13 protein-coding genes and 1 pseudogene are annotated in these 16,322 nt (G+C 70.8%); 6 read left to right on the top strand and 8 right to left on the bottom strand.

Annotation, left to right across the window (positions count from 1 at the left end):
* Positions 1-87 precede the first annotated feature (87 nt).
* Positions 88-858 carry an SDR family NAD(P)-dependent oxidoreductase gene (locus tag ACWCRJ_RS21260; RefSeq protein WP_450940727.1) on the bottom strand — a complete coding sequence of 257 codons (771 nt, stop codon included), beginning with the start codon at positions 856-858 and terminating at the stop codon, positions 88-90.
* 310 nt (positions 859-1,168) lie between these two features.
* Positions 1,169-1,456, bottom strand: coding sequence for a hypothetical protein (locus ACWCRJ_RS21255; protein WP_450940726.1), 288 nt, complete (start codon positions 1,454-1,456; stop codon positions 1,169-1,171).
* Positions 1,457-1,462: 6 nt separating this feature from the next.
* On the opposite strand from ACWCRJ_RS21255, the gene ACWCRJ_RS21250 reads away from it, so the two are divergent.
* Both ACWCRJ_RS21250 and ACWCRJ_RS21245 read left to right on the top strand, forming a co-directional pair.
* The gene (locus ACWCRJ_RS21250) at positions 1,463-1,807 is read left to right on the top strand and encodes a hypothetical protein (protein WP_450940725.1); all 345 of its coding nucleotides are present in this window, start codon (positions 1,463-1,465) and stop codon (positions 1,805-1,807) included.
* A gap of 5 nt (positions 1,808-1,812) precedes the next feature.
* Positions 1,813-2,004 (top strand): hypothetical protein, encoded by a 192-nt coding sequence (locus ACWCRJ_RS21245; protein WP_450940724.1) that lies wholly within the window; start codon positions 1,813-1,815, stop codon positions 2,002-2,004.
* Positions 2,005-2,046: 42 nt separating this feature from the next.
* Here the strand turns inward: ACWCRJ_RS21245 and ACWCRJ_RS21240 are convergent, their stop codons facing one another.
* Positions 2,047-3,099, bottom strand: coding sequence for a LacI family DNA-binding transcriptional regulator (locus ACWCRJ_RS21240; protein ID WP_450940723.1), 1,053 nt, complete (start codon positions 3,097-3,099; stop codon positions 2,047-2,049).
* Positions 3,100-3,474: 375 nt separating this feature from the next.
* On the opposite strand from ACWCRJ_RS21240, the gene ACWCRJ_RS21235 reads away from it, so the two are divergent.
* The 3 genes from ACWCRJ_RS21235 (at position 3,475) to ACWCRJ_RS21225 (ending at position 6,090) form a co-directional block, all read left to right on the top strand.
* Positions 3,475-4,767, top strand: a complete 1,293-nt coding sequence (locus tag ACWCRJ_RS21235) for a ferredoxin reductase family protein (RefSeq protein ID WP_450940722.1) — start codon at positions 3,475-3,477, stop codon at positions 4,765-4,767.
* 320 nt (positions 4,768-5,087) lie between these two features.
* A complete protein-coding gene (locus ACWCRJ_RS21230; RefSeq protein WP_450940721.1) occupies positions 5,088-5,462 on the top strand; it encodes a hypothetical protein in 375 nt (124 codons plus the stop codon).
* Positions 5,463-5,718: 256 nt separating this feature from the next.
* Positions 5,719-6,090 (top strand): ArsR/SmtB family transcription factor, encoded by a 372-nt coding sequence (locus ACWCRJ_RS21225; RefSeq protein WP_450940720.1) that lies wholly within the window; start codon positions 5,719-5,721, stop codon positions 6,088-6,090.
* Between the two features lie 146 nt (positions 6,091-6,236).
* Here ACWCRJ_RS21225 and ACWCRJ_RS21220 read toward each other — a convergent pair whose 3' ends face one another.
* Both ACWCRJ_RS21220 and ACWCRJ_RS21215 read right to left on the bottom strand, forming a co-directional pair.
* Entirely contained in the window at positions 6,237-6,617 is a 381-nt protein-coding gene (locus ACWCRJ_RS21220) for a VOC family protein (protein WP_334660950.1), read from the bottom strand.
* Between the two features lie 146 nt (positions 6,618-6,763).
* Complete coding sequence (locus ACWCRJ_RS21215) at positions 6,764-8,623, bottom strand: serine/threonine-protein kinase (protein ID WP_450940719.1); 1,860 nt, start codon at positions 8,621-8,623, stop codon at positions 6,764-6,766.
* 265 nt (positions 8,624-8,888) lie between these two features.
* On the opposite strand from ACWCRJ_RS21215, the gene ACWCRJ_RS21210 reads away from it, so the two are divergent.
* Positions 8,889-12,095, top strand: coding sequence for a glycosyl hydrolase family 95 catalytic domain-containing protein (locus ACWCRJ_RS21210; RefSeq protein WP_450940718.1), 3,207 nt, complete (start codon positions 8,889-8,891; stop codon positions 12,093-12,095).
* A 118-nt stretch (positions 12,096-12,213) separates the two neighbouring features.
* On the opposite strand, the gene ACWCRJ_RS21205 is transcribed toward ACWCRJ_RS21210, so the two are convergent.
* From ACWCRJ_RS21205 to ACWCRJ_RS21195, 3 genes and pseudogenes are all read right to left on the bottom strand, one after another.
* Entirely contained in the window at positions 12,214-12,981 is a 768-nt protein-coding gene (locus ACWCRJ_RS21205; protein ID WP_450940717.1) for a DUF5995 family protein, read from the bottom strand.
* A gap of 702 nt (positions 12,982-13,683) precedes the next feature.
* Positions 13,684-14,773, bottom strand: a pseudogene (locus ACWCRJ_RS21200) (alkene reductase).
* A gap of 369 nt (positions 14,774-15,142) precedes the next feature.
* Positions 15,143-16,255, bottom strand: a complete 1,113-nt coding sequence (locus tag ACWCRJ_RS21195; protein WP_450940716.1) for an alkene reductase — start codon at positions 16,253-16,255, stop codon at positions 15,143-15,145.
* Positions 16,256-16,322 lie beyond the last annotated feature (67 nt).

The following is a 16,322-nucleotide window of genomic DNA, read 5'->3' as shown; positions in this document are numbered from 1 at the left end:
CGGGACGCGCGGGCACCGGCCGGCCTCCGTTCACGTCACCCCGCGACCGAGCGGGCTCCCGCCGAGAGCCGCGCCCCGGTGGGTCGTTCAGGGGGAGGCGAGCCTGCGGAGCACCGCGGCGGAGACGGATGTGGGCAGGGTGCGCAGTGTGCGGACCAGCGCGGCCGTGGGCCAGGGGAAGTACGCCTGAGCCGGTTCGCGCTCCAGCGCGCGCACGACGTGCCGCGCGGCCCGCTCCTGACTGATCTGGAACGGCTTCGGCAGGCCGTCCCCGCTGATGCGGTCGGTGGCGACGAACCCCGGGTGGATCGAGGTGAACCGGATGCCGCGGGGCGCCAGTTCGACGCGCGCCGCGTCGATCAGGGTGCGCGCGGCGGCCTTCGCCGCCGAGTACGGGCCCTGGCGGGGGATGCCCATCAGCCCGGCGAGGGAGCTGGTGTGGGCGATCAGGCCGCCGTCCCGCTGGGATCCCATCCGGTCGATCAGCGGGACGAGATAGTTGACGACCGTGTCGTAGTTCAGCGCCATGATCCGGGCGACGTCCGCCACGCTCACCCGGTCCATGGACATGTCCGGTCCCTGGCCCGCGTTGAGCAGCGCCACGTCGATCGCCCCGAACTCCGCGACGCCGGTCGCGACCACCTCGGCCGCCGCGCGGGGATCTAGGGCGTCGGCGACGAGGTCCAGGCAGGCGCTCCCCGCCGCCCGCACCTCCTCGGCCACGCGCGCCAGTTCGGGGGCGCGCCGTGCCGTGAGGACGAGGCGGTTGCCGTCACCGGCGAGCTGGCGTGCCACCTCGGCGCCGATGCCCGAAGAGGCGCCGACGATCAGAACCGTGCGGTCGGCGATGCGCGCCATGGTCCTCCCTCGCTCCGAGCGGGAACGCTCACCGGCCGTCCCGATGCCGGTCACCCTACGGGGACACCCCACGGCGCCGAACGCCGGCCGGTGTGGTGCGCGCGGGTCGCCCGGCCGTGCCGGGCGACCGCATCTCCCGGCCGCCGTCGACAGGACTCCATCATGTGACTGAGTCGATCCATCGAGTCGGCCCATTGCGACACGCGCGGCCAGGTGCGGCCCGATGCGGCTCGTGCGGCGCGGGGTTCCGAACAGAGCCCCGGCGCCCCAGCGCCGGGGCCGCCCGGGCCTCGCGGGGGTGGCGACCTGCTCAGTCCCCGAAGCCCCCGAAGAAGGGGCGGACGTCGGCGACGAACGCCTCGGGCTGCTCCAGCGACAGGAAGTTGCCCCCGCGCTCCAGTTCGCTCCAGTGGGTGATGTTGTGGTCCCGCTCCGCGAAGCGGCGGACGTCGAGCGCGAGGACCGGCGTACGTTCCGGGTCGACCGGATGCGGCCACGGACCCCCACGGGGCCAGGCTGCACACCGCGCGAACCGCCCGGCGGGGACATCACCGCGTACGTCTCCCTGCGGGTGTCGAGCGCCGCGTGGCGCCACCACGCGGGCGTGACCGTCCACGCCCCGGCCACGGCGGTGATCGAGCGGATCAACCCCGCGGGCGGCACGGTCCAGCCTCTCGACGCCGACACCTGCGTCCTGACCACCGGCGCCGACACGGTACAGACGCTCGCCGCCCACCTCGGCATGCTCGACTTCGACTTCGACGTCACCGAGCCCGTGGAACTCGTCGACCACCTGCGCCGGCTCGCCGACCGCTACGCCCGCTCGACACTCCGGCGCCCCCTTCCCCGGACGACGGCGAGTGAGCCTGGGGCACTGCGGTCACGGCGTCCGGATGGCCACCTACATGGGCCGTCGCGGCGTGGCGTTCGAGGACGAGGCGGGCCGTGAGGGCCATGGCCTCGTCGACCATCTCACCCCGGAACGTCACGGCGCCCCTCCCGTCCCCCTGCGCCGCCTCGACCACCGCGACCAGCTCCGCACAGCGCGCGAGTTCGGCGGGCCCGTTCCTGTGCGGTCCCGTACGGGACGCCGACAAGAACGACACCTCCCTGGTCACCCGCTGGATGGACACCTGCCCGTTCTGACCGGCCGCCGGGCCGCGGGCCCGACATGGGCGAGGCACGAGGTCACGGTGTGGCGTTCCCGCGCCGCACCGTGCGTCGTGTGGACCGGCGAGGGGTGAGCACCGGCTGTACGAGCCGGTGCCGGTCCACGCCGCCGCGGGCGTTGATGAGAGCGATCAGCAGGTCGACCGCTTCGTCGCCCACCAGGTCCGGGCGCAGGCTCAGCGTGGTGACGGGCGGCGTCGTCGCCGCGTAGTCCGCGTCCTCGCTGACGCAGGCCACCAGAAGGTCCTGCGGTACCCGGAGCCCGTGCTGTCGTGCGGCGGCGAGGATGTTGTGACCGGAGTCGGAGTAGACGCCGATGACGGCGTCCGGCCGAGGATCGCGTACGAGCAGCCGTGTGACCGCTTCGCGCTCGGCGGTGAAGCAGTCGGGCAACACGGTGTACTCCTCGACCAGGACGGGAAGATCGCGTTCGGCGCACCAGGACGTGTAGGCGCGCCGGACCAGGCGCGGGTACGCGTCGTCGTGCAGCGGCAGGGAGAGCCCGATCCGTCGGGCGCCCGCCTCGGCGAGATGACCGAGCAAGAGCCGCAGTCCCACGTCGTAGTCCGTTTCGACCCAGGCGTCGCACCAGTGCGCCCGGGGCGGCCGGCCGTCGCAGACCATCGGGATGCCCCGCTCCCGCAGCAGGGAATGCACGGGGTCGTCGGCGCGCGGCTCGACATGGATGACGCCGTCCATCGGCGTGTTGAGCCACATCCACGGTGACAGCGAACTCGGCATCACCATGAGCAGGTAGCCGCGCTCGTGCGCCGCGGCGATGCCGCTCAGCGCCAGCTGCGCGTAGTACGGGATCTCGGTGTAGGGCACGGGAAGGTCGCCGTGCGTCGTCATGGTCAGGCCTAGTATCCCGGTGCCGCCGCGAGCCAGGGCGCGTGCCGTGCCGGCCGGGGCGTATCCCAGTTCGCGTGCCGAGGCGAGCACGCGCTGCCTGGTCGTCTCGGACAGCCGCCCGGTGCCGTTGAGGGCGTTGGACACCGTGGCCGTGGATACCCCGGCCCGCGCGGCCACGGCGTCGAGCGTGGGGCGTTGCCAGACACGCGAGCTTCTCATGTGCACCCCAACAGCGCCTGTTGTTCCCCAACGACCCTGTGACCGCTTGTGGTTAAGAGCTTAATCACGCAGCGTACTCGCGACGGCGGCCGGGACGGCCGCCGGGTGAGGAGTATCCCGAACGTCGCGGAACAAGAACAGTCGCGGCCGAACATGGGCCACTTCTGGCCAGGTTCCGTATTCTTGCCCCGCCCAGGGGCCCTGTCGGATCCGGACGCTCGGGTCCCCGCGGCCTCGCGGGCATCGGGCTCCAGCGTCACATGAACCGACGCAGCTCATGAACCATCGCGTCACACGAACAAGCGCGGCACATGAACAAAAGGGGAAACGGTGGAGGCGACAACTACACGGGTGCGACAGGGCACCATACCTCCGGTGGTGGCGGCGCGGTGGGCGCTGTGGACGTTCGTCCTCGTCAACCTGGTGATCGTCGAGGTCCTGTTCGTCACCGCCGGGACCGGGAAGAACGGGGTGCTCACGGTCGCCAAGTTCTTCGGCCTGCACGCGGCCGTGCTGATGCTGTTCCAGTTGCTGCTGGTGGCCCGGCTGCCGTGGCTGGACCGCCGTATCGGCATGGACCGGCTGACGGTGTGGCACCGGTGGGTCGGCTTCACCCTGCTGTGGACGATCCTCACCCACGCCGTGCTGGTGGTGCTCGGATACGCGAAGCTCAGTGACACCTCGTTGCCGAAGACGTTCTTCGCGCTGGCCGGGGTGCCCGCCTCCCTGCTCGGCATGCTGGCCGCGGCGATCGTCGTCGTGGTCGCCGCGGTCTCCGCCCGACAGATCCGGCGGCGGCTGCGCTACGAGACCTGGCACGGCCTGCACCTGCTGCTGTACGTGGCGTTGGGGCTGGCGTTCGTCCACCAGCTGCAGGAGACCACGACCTTCACCTCCTCCGCGCCCGCGCAGATCTACTGGTGGGCCCTGTGGCTGTTCGCGTTCGGCTCCCTGATCGCCGGGCGGATCGTGCTGCCCGTGTGGCGCAACGCCTATCACCGCTTCGAGGTCGTGGCAGTGGTGCCGGAGTCGGACGACGTCGTGTCGGTCCACGTCACCGGCCGTCACCTCGACAGGCTGCCCGCCCGGGCCGGCCAGTTCTGCTTCTGGCGCTTCCCCGGCCACAACCCCTGGTGGACGGCCAACCCCTTCTCGCTGTCGGCGGCGCCCGACGGCCGTACGCTGCGCCTGACGGCGAAGGCCTCCGGCACCACCAGCGCCGGCCTGCGCCACCTCCCGATCGGGACCCGCGCGTTCGTCGAGGGACCGTACGGCGCCTTCACCTCGCTGCATCGCAGCCGGCCCGGCGCCCTGCTGATCGCCGGGGGAGTGGGGATCACACCCGTCCGGGCCATGCTGGAGGAGAAACCGGCCGGCGATGTCGTCGTCCTCTACCGGGTACGCAGCGAGGACGACGCCGTACTGATCGACGAGGTGCGCACGCTCGTCGAGGATCTCGGTGGGCAGCTGCACCTGCTCACCGGCCGCCGGGGTGAGGGCAGCCCGCCGTTCGAGCCGCAGAACCTCCGAGCCCTTGTCCCCGACATCACCGAGCGCGATGTCTACGTCTGTGGCCCGGCCGCGATGACCTCGGCCGTACTCGGTGCCCTGCACGGGCTGCGGGTTCCCCGCTCGCAGGTGCACGCCGAGCGCTTCGGCCTGGCCTGATCGGGCCGGGCCGGGCCGGGCCGGTCCGGCCCCGCGACTCGGCCCCGACGGCCCCCGCACCCGGTTGTTCCACGCACCGGGTGCGGGAGCCCCGGTCTGTGTCCAGGCGTGCACGACTGCCCAGTGCGTCCCATGCGGCGCCTATGGACGGTCTACCGGTCATCACTGGTCGCAAGTGGGGTGGAACCGCGGCAATTTCGGGCCCGCTCGTTCAGTACCGGTACATCAGGCGTCCCGGCCGTGCGTGCTTCGTAGGGTCCTTGCACCCGGCGGCCGAAGGCGACGCCCGAGCCGCGCACCGACCAGGAGGAGACACTGTCATGAGCAATGTGGAGATTTCCCTGAAGGAGATCATGACGTCGATCGAGGGCGCCTTGGGGACCGCGTTGGTCGACTACACCAGTGGCATGGCGCTGGGCACGTTGGGAGGCGGCAAGGACCTCGACCTGACCGTCGCGGCAGCGGGCAACACGGACGTGATCCGCGCCAAGACCCGCACCATGGAGCACCTCGGTCTCAAGGGTGCGATCGAGGACGTACTGATCACCCTCGGCGGCCAGTACCACATCATCCAGCCGCTCAAGGGCCGTGCCGGCAACGGGCTGTTCCTCTATCTCGTGCTCGACCGGACGAAGTCCAACCTGGCGATGGCCCGCCATCAGCTCAAGCGCATCGGGGCCGAACTCGACGTGTAGACAACTCCGGGCCAAGCGGCGTCGCACGCCCATGACTTGAAGACTTCTTCAACTGGGCATATCCAGATCAGGTCAATCCCCTGGGTGTGCGGCGCCGGATCCAGGAGGATTGGCCGCAACATCGGCTTCCGCACCACCGGCTTCCGCACCACCGACGTCCGCACCACCGATCTCCGCACGACCGACCGCGCGGCGGCACCGACGGCCCGCCGTGCCCGGGAAGAGCCCGTCACGCGCCAGGGAGTGAGCGAATCTCATGCAGGTCCCCCTCTACCAGGCCAAGGCCGAGTTCTTCCGCATGCTCGGCCACCCGGTCCGTATCCGGGTCCTGGAACTGCTGCAGGGCGGCCCCCTGGCCGTACGCGACCTGCTGAGCGAGATCGACATCGAACCCTCCAGCCTCTCCCAGCAGTTGGCGGTTCTGCGCCGCTCGGGGATCGTCATCTCCATCCGGGAGGGTTCCACCGTCAGCTACGCGCTCGCCGGTGGCGACGTGGCCGACCTGCTCCGCGCGGCCCGCCGGATCCTGACCGAACTCCTCGCCGGCCAGAGGGAACTGCTGGCCGAACTCCAGCAGGCGGAAACCCAGCCGGCCCTCACCCCGGGCGGAGCCGAACGGCGCCCCTGACCGTCGGCGGGGCTCTGCCGGCCGATTACCGCTCCCCTGACGGCTTCGTCCGGACCCGTGCCCCTGTCGGCGGCGCCGGGGCGAGGCGAGGGCCCATGCCGCTCGCCTCGCCCCGGCGCGCCGCCGGTGCAACCGGGCCGTGGGCCTCAGAGCGGGTTGAGGCGGGCCTTGAGCAGGCAGAACTCGTTGCCTTCGGGGTCGGTCAGGACGTGCCACTGCTCGTCGCCGGTCTGGCCGATGTCGGCCGGACGCGCACCGAGCTTCAGCAGGCGTTCCAGTTCGGCGTCCTGGTCGCGGTCGGTGGCGTTGACGTCGATGTGCAGCCGGGACTTCCCCGGCTCCGGCTCCTCCCGGTAACTGAGGATGATCGTCGGCTGGGGGCCGCCGAACCCCTCGCGCGGCCCGATCTCCAGCGTGCCGTCGTCCTCGCGGTCGAGTACGACGAAGTCCAGGACCTCGCACCAGAACCGCGCCAGTACCTCGGGTTCGCGGCAACCGAGCACGAGTTCACTGATACGGCATGCCATGGAAGCGACCTTCTCTCAGCCGGGGGACCGCCGGGAGGCCACCCCACGCGTCACACGGCCTCCGGCAGCGGAGATCAACCCGGCGACCGTACCGGACGAGACGATCAAGGGCGAGAGGATTTCGGCGCCACGCCTCCGTCGGCCTGTCAGCTGTCCGCCGGGTACACGCGGGTGACCTTGCCCTTGGGGTCGGCCTCCAGATAGCCGGACTGGCTGTACTCGTCGCTGAAGTAGATGGCCATCCCGGCCGGGGTGTCGAAGATGTCGTTGGGCTGTCGCACCAGCAGGTAACGGTTCTCCGGGTCGGGGACGTTGAGCTTCTTCTCCGCCTCCTTCAGGAGTGCGGGGACCTTGTCCCAGTCGAAGTCGTCGAGACTGACGGGCTGTTCGCCACCGGCGAGGGTGCCCTTGATGATGCCCTTCTCCACGCCCTGCCCCGGGCGGTAGGTGTAGGAGTCGTACCTCTTGTCACTGCCCTCGACCATGAGCTGCGCCGACACGAAGTCCGGGTAGACCGAGAAGTCGCCGAACGTGTCCCGGCCGGTCTCCTTCTTGAACGCCTTGATCGCGGTGCGGATGCCGTCCGGAGTCAGCATGTCGCCGGTCTCCGCGGTCTCCGTGGTGTCCTCGGTCTCCGAGGTGTCCTTCTGCTTCGCGTCCGTCGGGTCGGCGTCGGCCGGTGAGACGGTCGACTTCGGGGCGGACGTGGTGGCCGAGGCGGTCGGCGAGGCACCCGCGTCCGAGTCGCCGTTGTCGTCCAGGGGCAGCAGCCACCACAGCAGGCCCAGAACGCCGGCGAGCGAGGCTCCGGTCACGCCCAGCAGCACGCCGCCACGCCGTCCACGCCTCGGCGGCGGGCCCACGGGCGCGGTCACCGGCTGATACGGGCCCTGCCTCTGTGGTGGGTGCCCTTGTGGTGAGTGTCCCTGGGGTGAGTGGTACGACGACGGCGGTGGGCCGAAGCCGGCGGTCGTGGCGCGCGCCGGATCGGACGTGCTCTTGGCGATGCCGACGGAAGGCGGCGGGGAGGCGGTGGCGCCGGAGGGAGTGAACGCTGTCGGCGAGGTGAGGCCGCCCGGGTCGGGAGAGACCGGGCTGGTGGTGGGCGGCGGGGTCAGCGGGTACGAGGTGGGCTCGGCCCATGCCGCCGGAGCGGCCGGGCCGGACTCGACCTCGGCGAGCCGTCGGTCGAACACGGCTGCCGACGGCCGTGCGGCGGGATCCCGTACGAGCACGCTCATCAGCACGTCGCCCAGGGCCCCGGCGCGCACCGGGGGCACGACGTCGTCGTTGAGGACCGCGGCGAGGGTCGCCAGGGTGCTGCCGCGGCGCAGCGGGTGGTGGCCCTCCACCGCGGTGTACAGCATCATCGCCAGTGACCAGAGGTCGGAGGCGGAGCCGCCCTCGTGCCCGGAGATGCGTTCCGGAGCCATGAAGTCGGGCGTACCGATGACCGAGCCGGTGGCGGTGAGACCGGTCGTCTCGCGGATCGCGGCGATACCGAAGTCGGTGAGGACGGGGCGTCCGTCGGGGCGCATCAGCACGTTGGCGGGCTTGACGTCCCGGTGCTGGATACCGGCGTCGTGCGCGGCCGTCAGCGCGGCCAGCACCTGCCGGCCGATCCGCGTCGCCTCGGTCGGCGGCATCGGGCCCTGGGCCAGCCGGTCCGCCAGCGAGCCGCCGCTGACCAGTTCCATCACGAGCCACGGATAGGTGCCCTCACCGCCGTCGACTATGTGGTGGATGGTGACGACGTTCGGATGGTCGATGCGGGCCAGGGCCCTGGCCTCGCGCAGCACCCGTTCGCGCAACTGCCGCGCGCCGTCGGGGTCGTACTCGGCGAGGTCCCGGTCGGGCGGGCGGACCTCCTTGACGGCCACCAGTCGGTGCAGCACCAGGTCCCTGGCCCGCCAGACCGTCCCCATCCCGCCGCCACCGAGGCGGGTCTCCAACTCGAAGCGCCCGTCGACGACTCGTCTTTCGGGCCCTCTGTCGTCCTCGTTCATGGGCGGGAGCATAGTTGCCTTTACCGCCAGCTTACGCCGCTTTGCGCCGCGACGAATCGGCTCGGCCGCCAACTCGGCCCGAGGGCTGGCGACTTGGGGTCGCGTCGTAGCGGCGGGGGCTCGGGGTCAGGCCTCGGCAATCGGTGATACCTCCCCCTAGACATCCGATCTATTGAGCGGAGAGGATGACCGCGCCTCCGGCGAAAGCCGATGTGGCTGTCATTGCCTCAAGAAAGAACCGATGAATGGGCTGGGAGATCTTACTGTGATCAATGAATCCGACCCGCAGCGACGCAGCGTCCTCACGTTCGGCAGCGCGCTCGCCTTCGCACCGTTGATCACACAGCTGACCGGAGGCACCCCCGTGGACCGAGCCGCCGCCGGGACCGCCGCCCCGGCCGCCGTCCGGGCGCCGACCCTCTCCCGTACGGCGCTGAAGTACCGCGTCCCCGCCACGGCCTGGCAGTCGCAGGCGCTGCCGATCGGCAACGGCCGGCTCGGTGCCATGCTCTTCGCCGATCCCGACGAGGAGCGCGTCCAGTTCAACGAACAGAGTCTGTGGGGCGGCGTCAACAACTACGACAACGCCCTCGCGGGCAAGCCCGACAGCGACTTCGACACCGGCATGACCGGCTTCGGTTCGTACCGGAACTTCGGCGACGTCGTCATCACCTTCGCCTCGCGCGCGCGTCCGAAGGTCACCGCCCCGGGGGGACCGTACGACAGCTCCGCGGCGGAGGGTGTCGACAAGTCCTACGACGGTGCCTCGACCACCAAGTGGTGCATCGACGGGCCCGGTGCGAAGGTGCGGTGGCAGGTCGAGCTGCCCGACCCGGTCGCGGTCGCCTCGTACCGTCTGACGAGCGCCGACGACGTGCCGCAGCGCGACCCCCGGCAGTGGACCTTCTCGGGTTCCGCCGACGGCGACACCTGGACCACGCTGGACCGCCGCACGCTGGACGCGCCCTTCGAGAGTCGCTTCCAGACGAAGGAGTTCACCTGTGCCGACAGCGCCGCCTACCGCTTCTACCGGTTCGACTTCGTCCCCGCGGCAGGCGTCAGCCACTTCCAGGTGAGCGAGATCGGCCTGGCCGGCGTCGATCTCGGCGGCGCCGGTCCGACGTACCTGTCCTCGCCCAGCGGGCACTCCCAGGGGTCCGGATCGGGCGCCGGGTCCCGCGCCACGGACATCTCCCGTTCCGTGGACGGCGATCCGGCCACGGCCTGGCGGGTCGGCTCCGCCGCGCCGGCGGTCCTCTGGCAGGCCGATCTGCCCCGCGCCGCCGTCGTCACCTCGTACACGCTGACATCGGCACCCGACCGTCCCCACGAGGACCCCCGGCGATGGCTCCTGGAGGCGTCGCAGGACGGGCAGGCCTGGACGACCCTCGACACACAGGACCCGCGGAAGCCCTTCGCCGACCGTGGCCGGCGACGGACCTTCCCGATCACCAACAGCACGGCCTACCGGGTCTACCGGCTCACCCTGGTCCCCGGCGCGTCCGCGACCGGCCTCCAGATCGCGGAGATCGCACTGACGGGCCCGAACCTCGACACCCGCACTCAACGGACGGTCGTCGACTACGAGCGCAGCCTCGACTTCGTCAAGGGCCTCCACGTCACCCGCTTCGGCCCGCCAGGGCGGCGCGTCCTGCGCGAGGCCTTCGCCAGCCGCTCGGCGGACGTCATGGTCTTCCGCTACACCTCCGAAAGCGCCCGGGGGCTCTCCGGTGCGATCGCGCTGACGTCCGGACAGGAGAAGGCCCCGACCTCCGTCGACCCCGCCACCCGGCGGATCGCCTTCAGCGGGGTCATGGGCAACGGCCTCAAGCACGCGTGCACCATCCAGGTCGTGGACACCGACGGCGACTTCGGCGCCGACGGCTCGACGCTCAGGTTCAGCGACTGCACGACACTGACGCTGCTCCTCGACGCCCGTACCGACTACAAGCTCGACGCCGCGGCCGGATGGCGGGGAGGTGATCCACGGGCGGCCATCGACCGGGCGCTCGACAGGGCGGCCGCCCGGCCCTACGACAAGCTGCGCGACCAGCACACCGCCCGGACCAGCGCTCTCATGAAGCGGGTCTCCGTCGCCTGGGGCACCTCCGCCGCCGATGTCGTCGCCCTGCCGACCGACGCCAGGCTGGCACGCTACGCGGCCGGGAAGACGGATCCCACCCTCGAACAGGCGATGTTCGACTACGGCCGATACCTGCTCATCAGCTCCTCCCGCCCCGGCGGCCTGCCCGCCAACCTCCAGGGCCTGTGGAACGACAGCAACCAGCCGGCGTGGGCCTCCGACTATCACACCAACATCAACATCCAGATGAACTACTGGGGAGCGGAGACGACGAACCTCGCGGAGTGCCACGAGGCACTCGTCGGCTTCATCCGGCAGGTGGCGGTACCCAGCCGCGTGGCGACCCGCAACGCCTTCGGCGCCGGCACCCGCGGCTGGACCGCCCGCACCAGCCAGAGCGTCTTCGGCGGCAACGCGTGGGAGTGGAACACCGTCGCGAGCGCCTGGTACGCCCAACACCTCTACGAACACTGGGCGTTCACCCAGGACCTGGACTACCTCCGCACGGTCGCCCACCCGATGATCAAGGAGATCTGCGAGTTCTGGGAGGACCACCTCAAGGAGCGCGAGGACGGACTTCTCGTCTCGCCGGACGGCTGGTCACCCGAACACGGGCCGCGCGAGGACGGGGTCATGTACGACCAGCAGATCATCTGGGACCTGTTCCAGAACTACCTCGACTGCGAGGCCGTACTCGACGCGGACCCCGCCTACCGGGCCAAGGTCGCGGACCTGCAGGCGCGCCTCGCACCGAACAAGATCGGAAAGTGGGGCCAGCTGCAGGAGTGGCAGACGGACATCGACAGCCCCACCGACATCCACCGCCACACCTCACACCTCTTCGCGGTCTATCCGGGCCGCCAGATCACCCCGAAGGACCGCGACTTCGCGGCCGCCGCCCTCGTCTCGCTCAAGGCCAGGTGCGGGGAGAAGGACGGCGTCCCGTTCACCGCGGCGACGGTGTCGGGCGACAGCCGCCGATCCTGGACCTGGCCCTGGCGGGCGGCCCTCTTCGCCCGCCTCGGTGACGGGCAGCGCGCCCAGGTCATGCTGCGCGGACTGCTCACCTACAACACGCTGCCCAACCTGTTCTGCGATCACCCGCCCTTCCAGATGGACGGCAACTTCGGCATCTCCGGCGCCGTGGCGGAGATGCTCCTGCAGAGTCACGACGGCGTCGTCCACCTCCTCCCCGCACTCCCGGACGACTGGAAGGCCGAAGGGTCCTTCTCCGGCCTGCGCGCTCGCGGTGGCTACGAGGTGAGCTGCGCGTGGCGCGACGGCAGGGTCACGTCGTACGACATCGTCGCCGACCGGGCGCGGGACCGGAGGAAGGTCACCGTGCGGGTGAACGGCACCGAGAAGAAGGTGAAGCCGGCCAAACCCTGACGGAGCCGCCGCCTCGCCGACGCCACGGCGGCCGGGCCCACGACGACCGCCCCCGCTTCGAACGCGGCGGCCTCCGTCGTCGGCCCGTCCGGCACACCCGCCCGGTCCTGGGATGGGGTCATCCGACGGCGTTGTCCAGATGGGCGATGACGGCCGGCACGTCGTCACTCTCGGTGCCGCGGATCAGCTGCAGGGCGGGCCGGACCAGGCCACCCGGCCGTGCCACCAACCGCGCGAGCACGGCCGCCCGCACGTCGAGTCGTTCGATGGTGGCCGCGCGCTCCTCCTCGTTCTGGCCGGCGAGCAGGACGGCGTTGTGCCAGGCCTCCGCACGGGACTGGCGGACACTGAAGTCGAGGATCCGCTCGTCCGTGCGGGCGCCCAGCCGGTCCAGCAGCGACATGAGCGGTGACAGGGCGCCGACCGAGTCCTGCACCGCCAGCGCCACCCGCGCGAGGATGTCGTTGATGAGCAGGAAGTCGTGCCGTAGCGCGTGGATGGCCTCGCCCGGGCTGGTGCGCGCGGCGGCGACGGCCAGGTCGAGGTTGATGTGCGCGTTCACGCCGAGCAGCAGGTGCTGGACGATGATCGTGTCGCCGTCGTCGAGCAGCCCGAACGCCTGACGCCAGCAGCGTGGCCCGCCCCGGTCGCGACGCCAGGCGTCGTACGCGTCGAAGTAGCGGTTGCCGAAGAACGTGTCGAAACGGTCCATGCGGGCGCCGTCGTCGAACAGCCCGGCGTGGATGCCCGCCCGGACCTCGGCGGTCACCTGTCGGTACAGCGCCGCGAAATATCCGACCCGGTCACCGGAGCGGACGGCCTCCCGCACGATCCCGGCAAGCCCGTCCACGACCTCGTCGATGTTCTCCGCGTTCTTCGCAGCCATGCCCAACTCCCCTTCAGTGGGCCCTTGTTGAGCCCGCCCGCCCGAGTGGTGTCCGCCGTGCCGATCACAGCCCCGTTGTACCACCGCACGGCCGGAACGGACCCGTCCCGCGGGGAAGTCCGGGCGGGAGCCGACCGTGCTTCCCGCCGTGGCGGGCAGGACCGGTGTGCGTCCCTTCGGTGCCCTTGGGCATGCGGGCCGGGAGGAAGCCGCGTACATGTGTCGGTGTGCCCCTGACCCCTCCGATCCAGCCGATGCTCGCCGAAGCACGGCGGGTCCTTCCCCCGGAGGGGGCCCTGCCCGGAGGACTGGTCGCGGAGCAGAAGTTATGGATGGGGTTTTGTTCTGTCCGTTGTCCACTGCGGGCAGGGGTCAGGGCCCTCCGGTGTGAAGGGCCCTGGACCAGTGGTGGCGTCGGTTCCGGCACCGTGCTCCCACGCGGTCGCGAACGCGTCGTCCAAGCTTTCGATGGTGCCCTGCGCGGCGATACGCAGGGCACCGTGTCCGAGATCGCCCGCGCCGCGAGCGCCGCCGTCGCGGCCTCAAGCTCTTCTCTCAGTTGCCGGTTCTCCAAGGTGATCCGCTGGATGTGGCAGGCGGCGAGTGTCGCCACCAGGCACGTAGGTCAGGACCTGAGGGACTTCGGTGGCCTGACATGCCGCGTCTTGCCTCCGCACTCGCCAGCGATGACTTCTTTTCAGGTCACGCGCTGTCGGCGGGCAGCGCCGGGTAGTCGGTGTAGCCGTGGTGGTCGCCGCCGTAGAAGGTGGCCGCGTCGGGGGTGTTGTAGGGGCCGCCGGCTGTGAGGCGGGCGGGCAGGTCGGGGTTGGCCAGGAACAGCGCGCCGAAGGCGATGATGTCCGCGGTGCCGTCCTCGATGTGGGCGAGTGCGCCGGGGCCGGTGGTCTCGGGGTGGGTGAAGGGGTTGAGGATGAACGCCGTCGGCCAGTCCTTGCGCAGCCGGGCGGTCAGGTCGCGGTCCGGGCTCTCGACCAGGTGCAGGTAGGCGAGGTCCAGCCTGGCGAGTCCGGCGATCAGGGTGGTGTAGGTCTCCAGCACGTTGGCCGGGTCGGTCTCGGCGATGTCGTTGTAGGGGTTGCCGGGAGAGATACGGAAGCCGGTCCGGTGGCCGCCGATCGCCTCCGCGACGGCCCGGGCGACCTCGATGCCGAAGCGGGCCCGGTCCGCGGCGCCGCCTCCCCAGCTGTCGGTGCGCAGATTGGTGTTGGGGGCGAGGAACTGGTGGATCAGGTAGCCGTTCGCCCCGTGGATCTCCACGCCGTCGAAACCGGCGGCGATCGCGTTGCGCGCGGCGTCGGCGTAGTCAGCGATCGTCCGGGGGATGTCGTCCTGGTCCAGTTCCTTCGGCGTGACGTAGTCCTGGGGGCCCTGGTAGGTGAACACCTGACCCGCCGCCGTAACCGGGGAAGGGGCGACGGGGAGGAGTCCGTCGGGCAGCAGGCTGGGGTGGCTGATCCGGCCGGTGTGCATCAGCTGCGCGAAGACCGTGCCGCCCTGGGCATGGACGGCGTCGGTCACCTTCCGCCAGGCGTCGACCTGCTGGGCGGAGTGCAGGCCGGGGGTGTTGGTGTAGCCCTGGCCGACGATCGACGGCTGTATGCCCTCGGTGATGATCAGGCCGGCGCTCGCGCGCTGGGCGTAATAGGTGGCCATCAGCTCCGTCGCCGTGGCTGCGGGAGCATCCGCGCGGCTGCGGGTCACCCGGTGCCATTGCGATGCGGTTGGCGAGCGTCTTGCCGCCCAGGTCGATCGGGTCGAACGCGGTGGTCATGGCAGCTTCCTTCGAAGAATGGGTCAGGTGAAAGAGGCAGGCGGCAGCACGGTCCTGCCGGGGGGAGAGAGAACTGATGATCGGCAAGGCCAGGGGGGTGGGGCGCCGCCGGAAAACAGTCATAGGCGTCAGCTGTGGCCGAAGGCCGCCGCGGTGGCCACGCACGAGAGCGATGTGCTCGCCGAGTCACCGAACGCAGGCTGCTGACCGAGAACTTGCGGACCGTCAACGCCCTGACGGACCCGACGGTCCTCGAGCCGGTGATCGCCGCTGTGACCGCGGGCTCAAAGGGGCGGGCACAGTGTCGCCGGTCGGGCGCCTGTCCATGGGTGAGTGGGGCTGCCGCATGGACAGGCGTGACCGTGGGCCTCAAGCCGCTTCGAGGAAGGGGTAGTCGGTGTAGCCCTCGGCGCCCGGCCCGTAGAACAGTTCCGGCCGCGGCTCGTTCTCCGGGTGGCCGCCCTGCCAGCGCTCGACCAGGTCGGGGTTGGCGATGAGGGCCCGGCCCACGACCACGGCGTCGGCGTGGTCGGCCTCGATGTGCTGGAGCGCCTGCTCGCGGGTGGTCTGCCCCCCGAAGGGGCCGTTGTTGACGATCAGCTTGCCGTCGAAGCGCCGCCGCAGCTCCTGTACAAGGTCGCCGCCCGGCTCGGTGTGCAGTACGGAGAGGTAGGCCAGGCCCAGCGGGCGCAGTTGGTCCATCAGGGTGCCGTAGGTGGCCAGGACGTCGTCCCGGTCGGTCTCGAAGACGTCTCCGAGGTCGACCTCCGGCGAGATCCGCAGCCCGACCCGCTCGGCACCGACGGCTTGGGCGACCGCCGTGGTGACCTCGACGACGAAGCGGGCGCGGTTGTGCGGCGAGCCGCCGTACTCGTCGGTGCGCTGGTTGGCGGCCGGGGAGAGGAACTCCTGGAGCAGGTAGCCGTTGGCGCCGTGGATTTCCACGCCGTCCGCTCCCGCCTGGATGGCCCGGCGGGCCGCGGTGACGAAGTCCTCCAGGGCTGCCCGGATCTCTGCGGTGGTCATCGCTTCCGGTACGGGGTAGGGCTGCTCGCCCTTCTCGGTGAACGTCTTGTTGTCGATGGCGATCGCGCTGGGGGCGAGGATGCGGCGGCCGCCGTTGATGTCGGGGTGGGTGCCGCGGCCGGCGTGCATGATCTGCAGGACGATACGGCCGCCCTCGGCGTGGACCGCCTCGAACACCCGCTGCCAGCCGGCCGCCTGCTCGTCGGTGGCGATGCCCGGCTCACCGACGTACCCCTGCGACGCGTGGTCGGGGTAGGTGCCCTCGGTGATGATCATTCCGACGCTCGCCCGCTGCCGGTAGTACTCGACCATCAGGTCCCCGGGAATGCCGGAGGAACCGGCCCGGACCCGGGTTATCGGTGCCATGACGATGCGGTTGCCGAGCTCGATCTTCCCGAGGGAGACGGGGGAGAAAAGCGACGGAACGGGCGAAACTTCTGAAATATTGACAGTCATGGGTTTCTTTCTTTCTGCAATACGGAGGGAAACGGGATGAAGGTCTGCGACGCAGGGGGTCCACGCT

The sequence above is a fragment of the Streptomyces sp. NPDC002324 genome (assembly GCF_053593335.1).
This window is presented reverse-complemented; position numbering and strand designations above follow the sequence as displayed.

Bases quoted from the DNA above. Each gene is read 5' to 3' on its own strand.
- ACWCRJ_RS21260 (WP_450940727.1), bottom strand. From the start codon at position 858: ATGGCGCGCATCGCCGACCGCACGGTTCTGATCGTCGGCGCCTCTTCG.
- ACWCRJ_RS21245 (WP_450940724.1), top strand. From the start codon at position 1,813: ATGGCCTCGTCGACCATCTCACCCCGGAACGTCACGGCGCCCCTCCCG.
- ACWCRJ_RS21240 (WP_450940723.1), bottom strand. From the start codon at position 3,099: ATGAGAAGCTCGCGTGTCTGGCAACGCCCCACGCTCGACGCCGTGGCC.
- ACWCRJ_RS21230 (WP_450940721.1), top strand. From the start codon at position 5,088: ATGAGCAATGTGGAGATTTCCCTGAAGGAGATCATGACGTCGATCGAG.
- ACWCRJ_RS21225 (WP_450940720.1), top strand. From the start codon at position 5,719: ATGCAGGTCCCCCTCTACCAGGCCAAGGCCGAGTTCTTCCGCATGCTC.
- ACWCRJ_RS21220 (WP_334660950.1), bottom strand. From the start codon at position 6,617: ATGGCATGCCGTATCAGTGAACTCGTGCTCGGTTGCCGCGAACCCGAG.
- ACWCRJ_RS21215 (WP_450940719.1), bottom strand. From the start codon at position 8,623: ATGAACGAGGACGACAGAGGGCCCGAAAGACGAGTCGTCGACGGGCGC.
- ACWCRJ_RS21205 (WP_450940717.1), bottom strand. From the start codon at position 12,981: ATGGCTGCGAAGAACGCGGAGAACATCGACGAGGTCGTGGACGGGCTT.
- ACWCRJ_RS21195 (WP_450940716.1), bottom strand. From the start codon at position 16,255: ATGACTGTCAATATTTCAGAAGTTTCGCCCGTTCCGTCGCTTTTCTCC.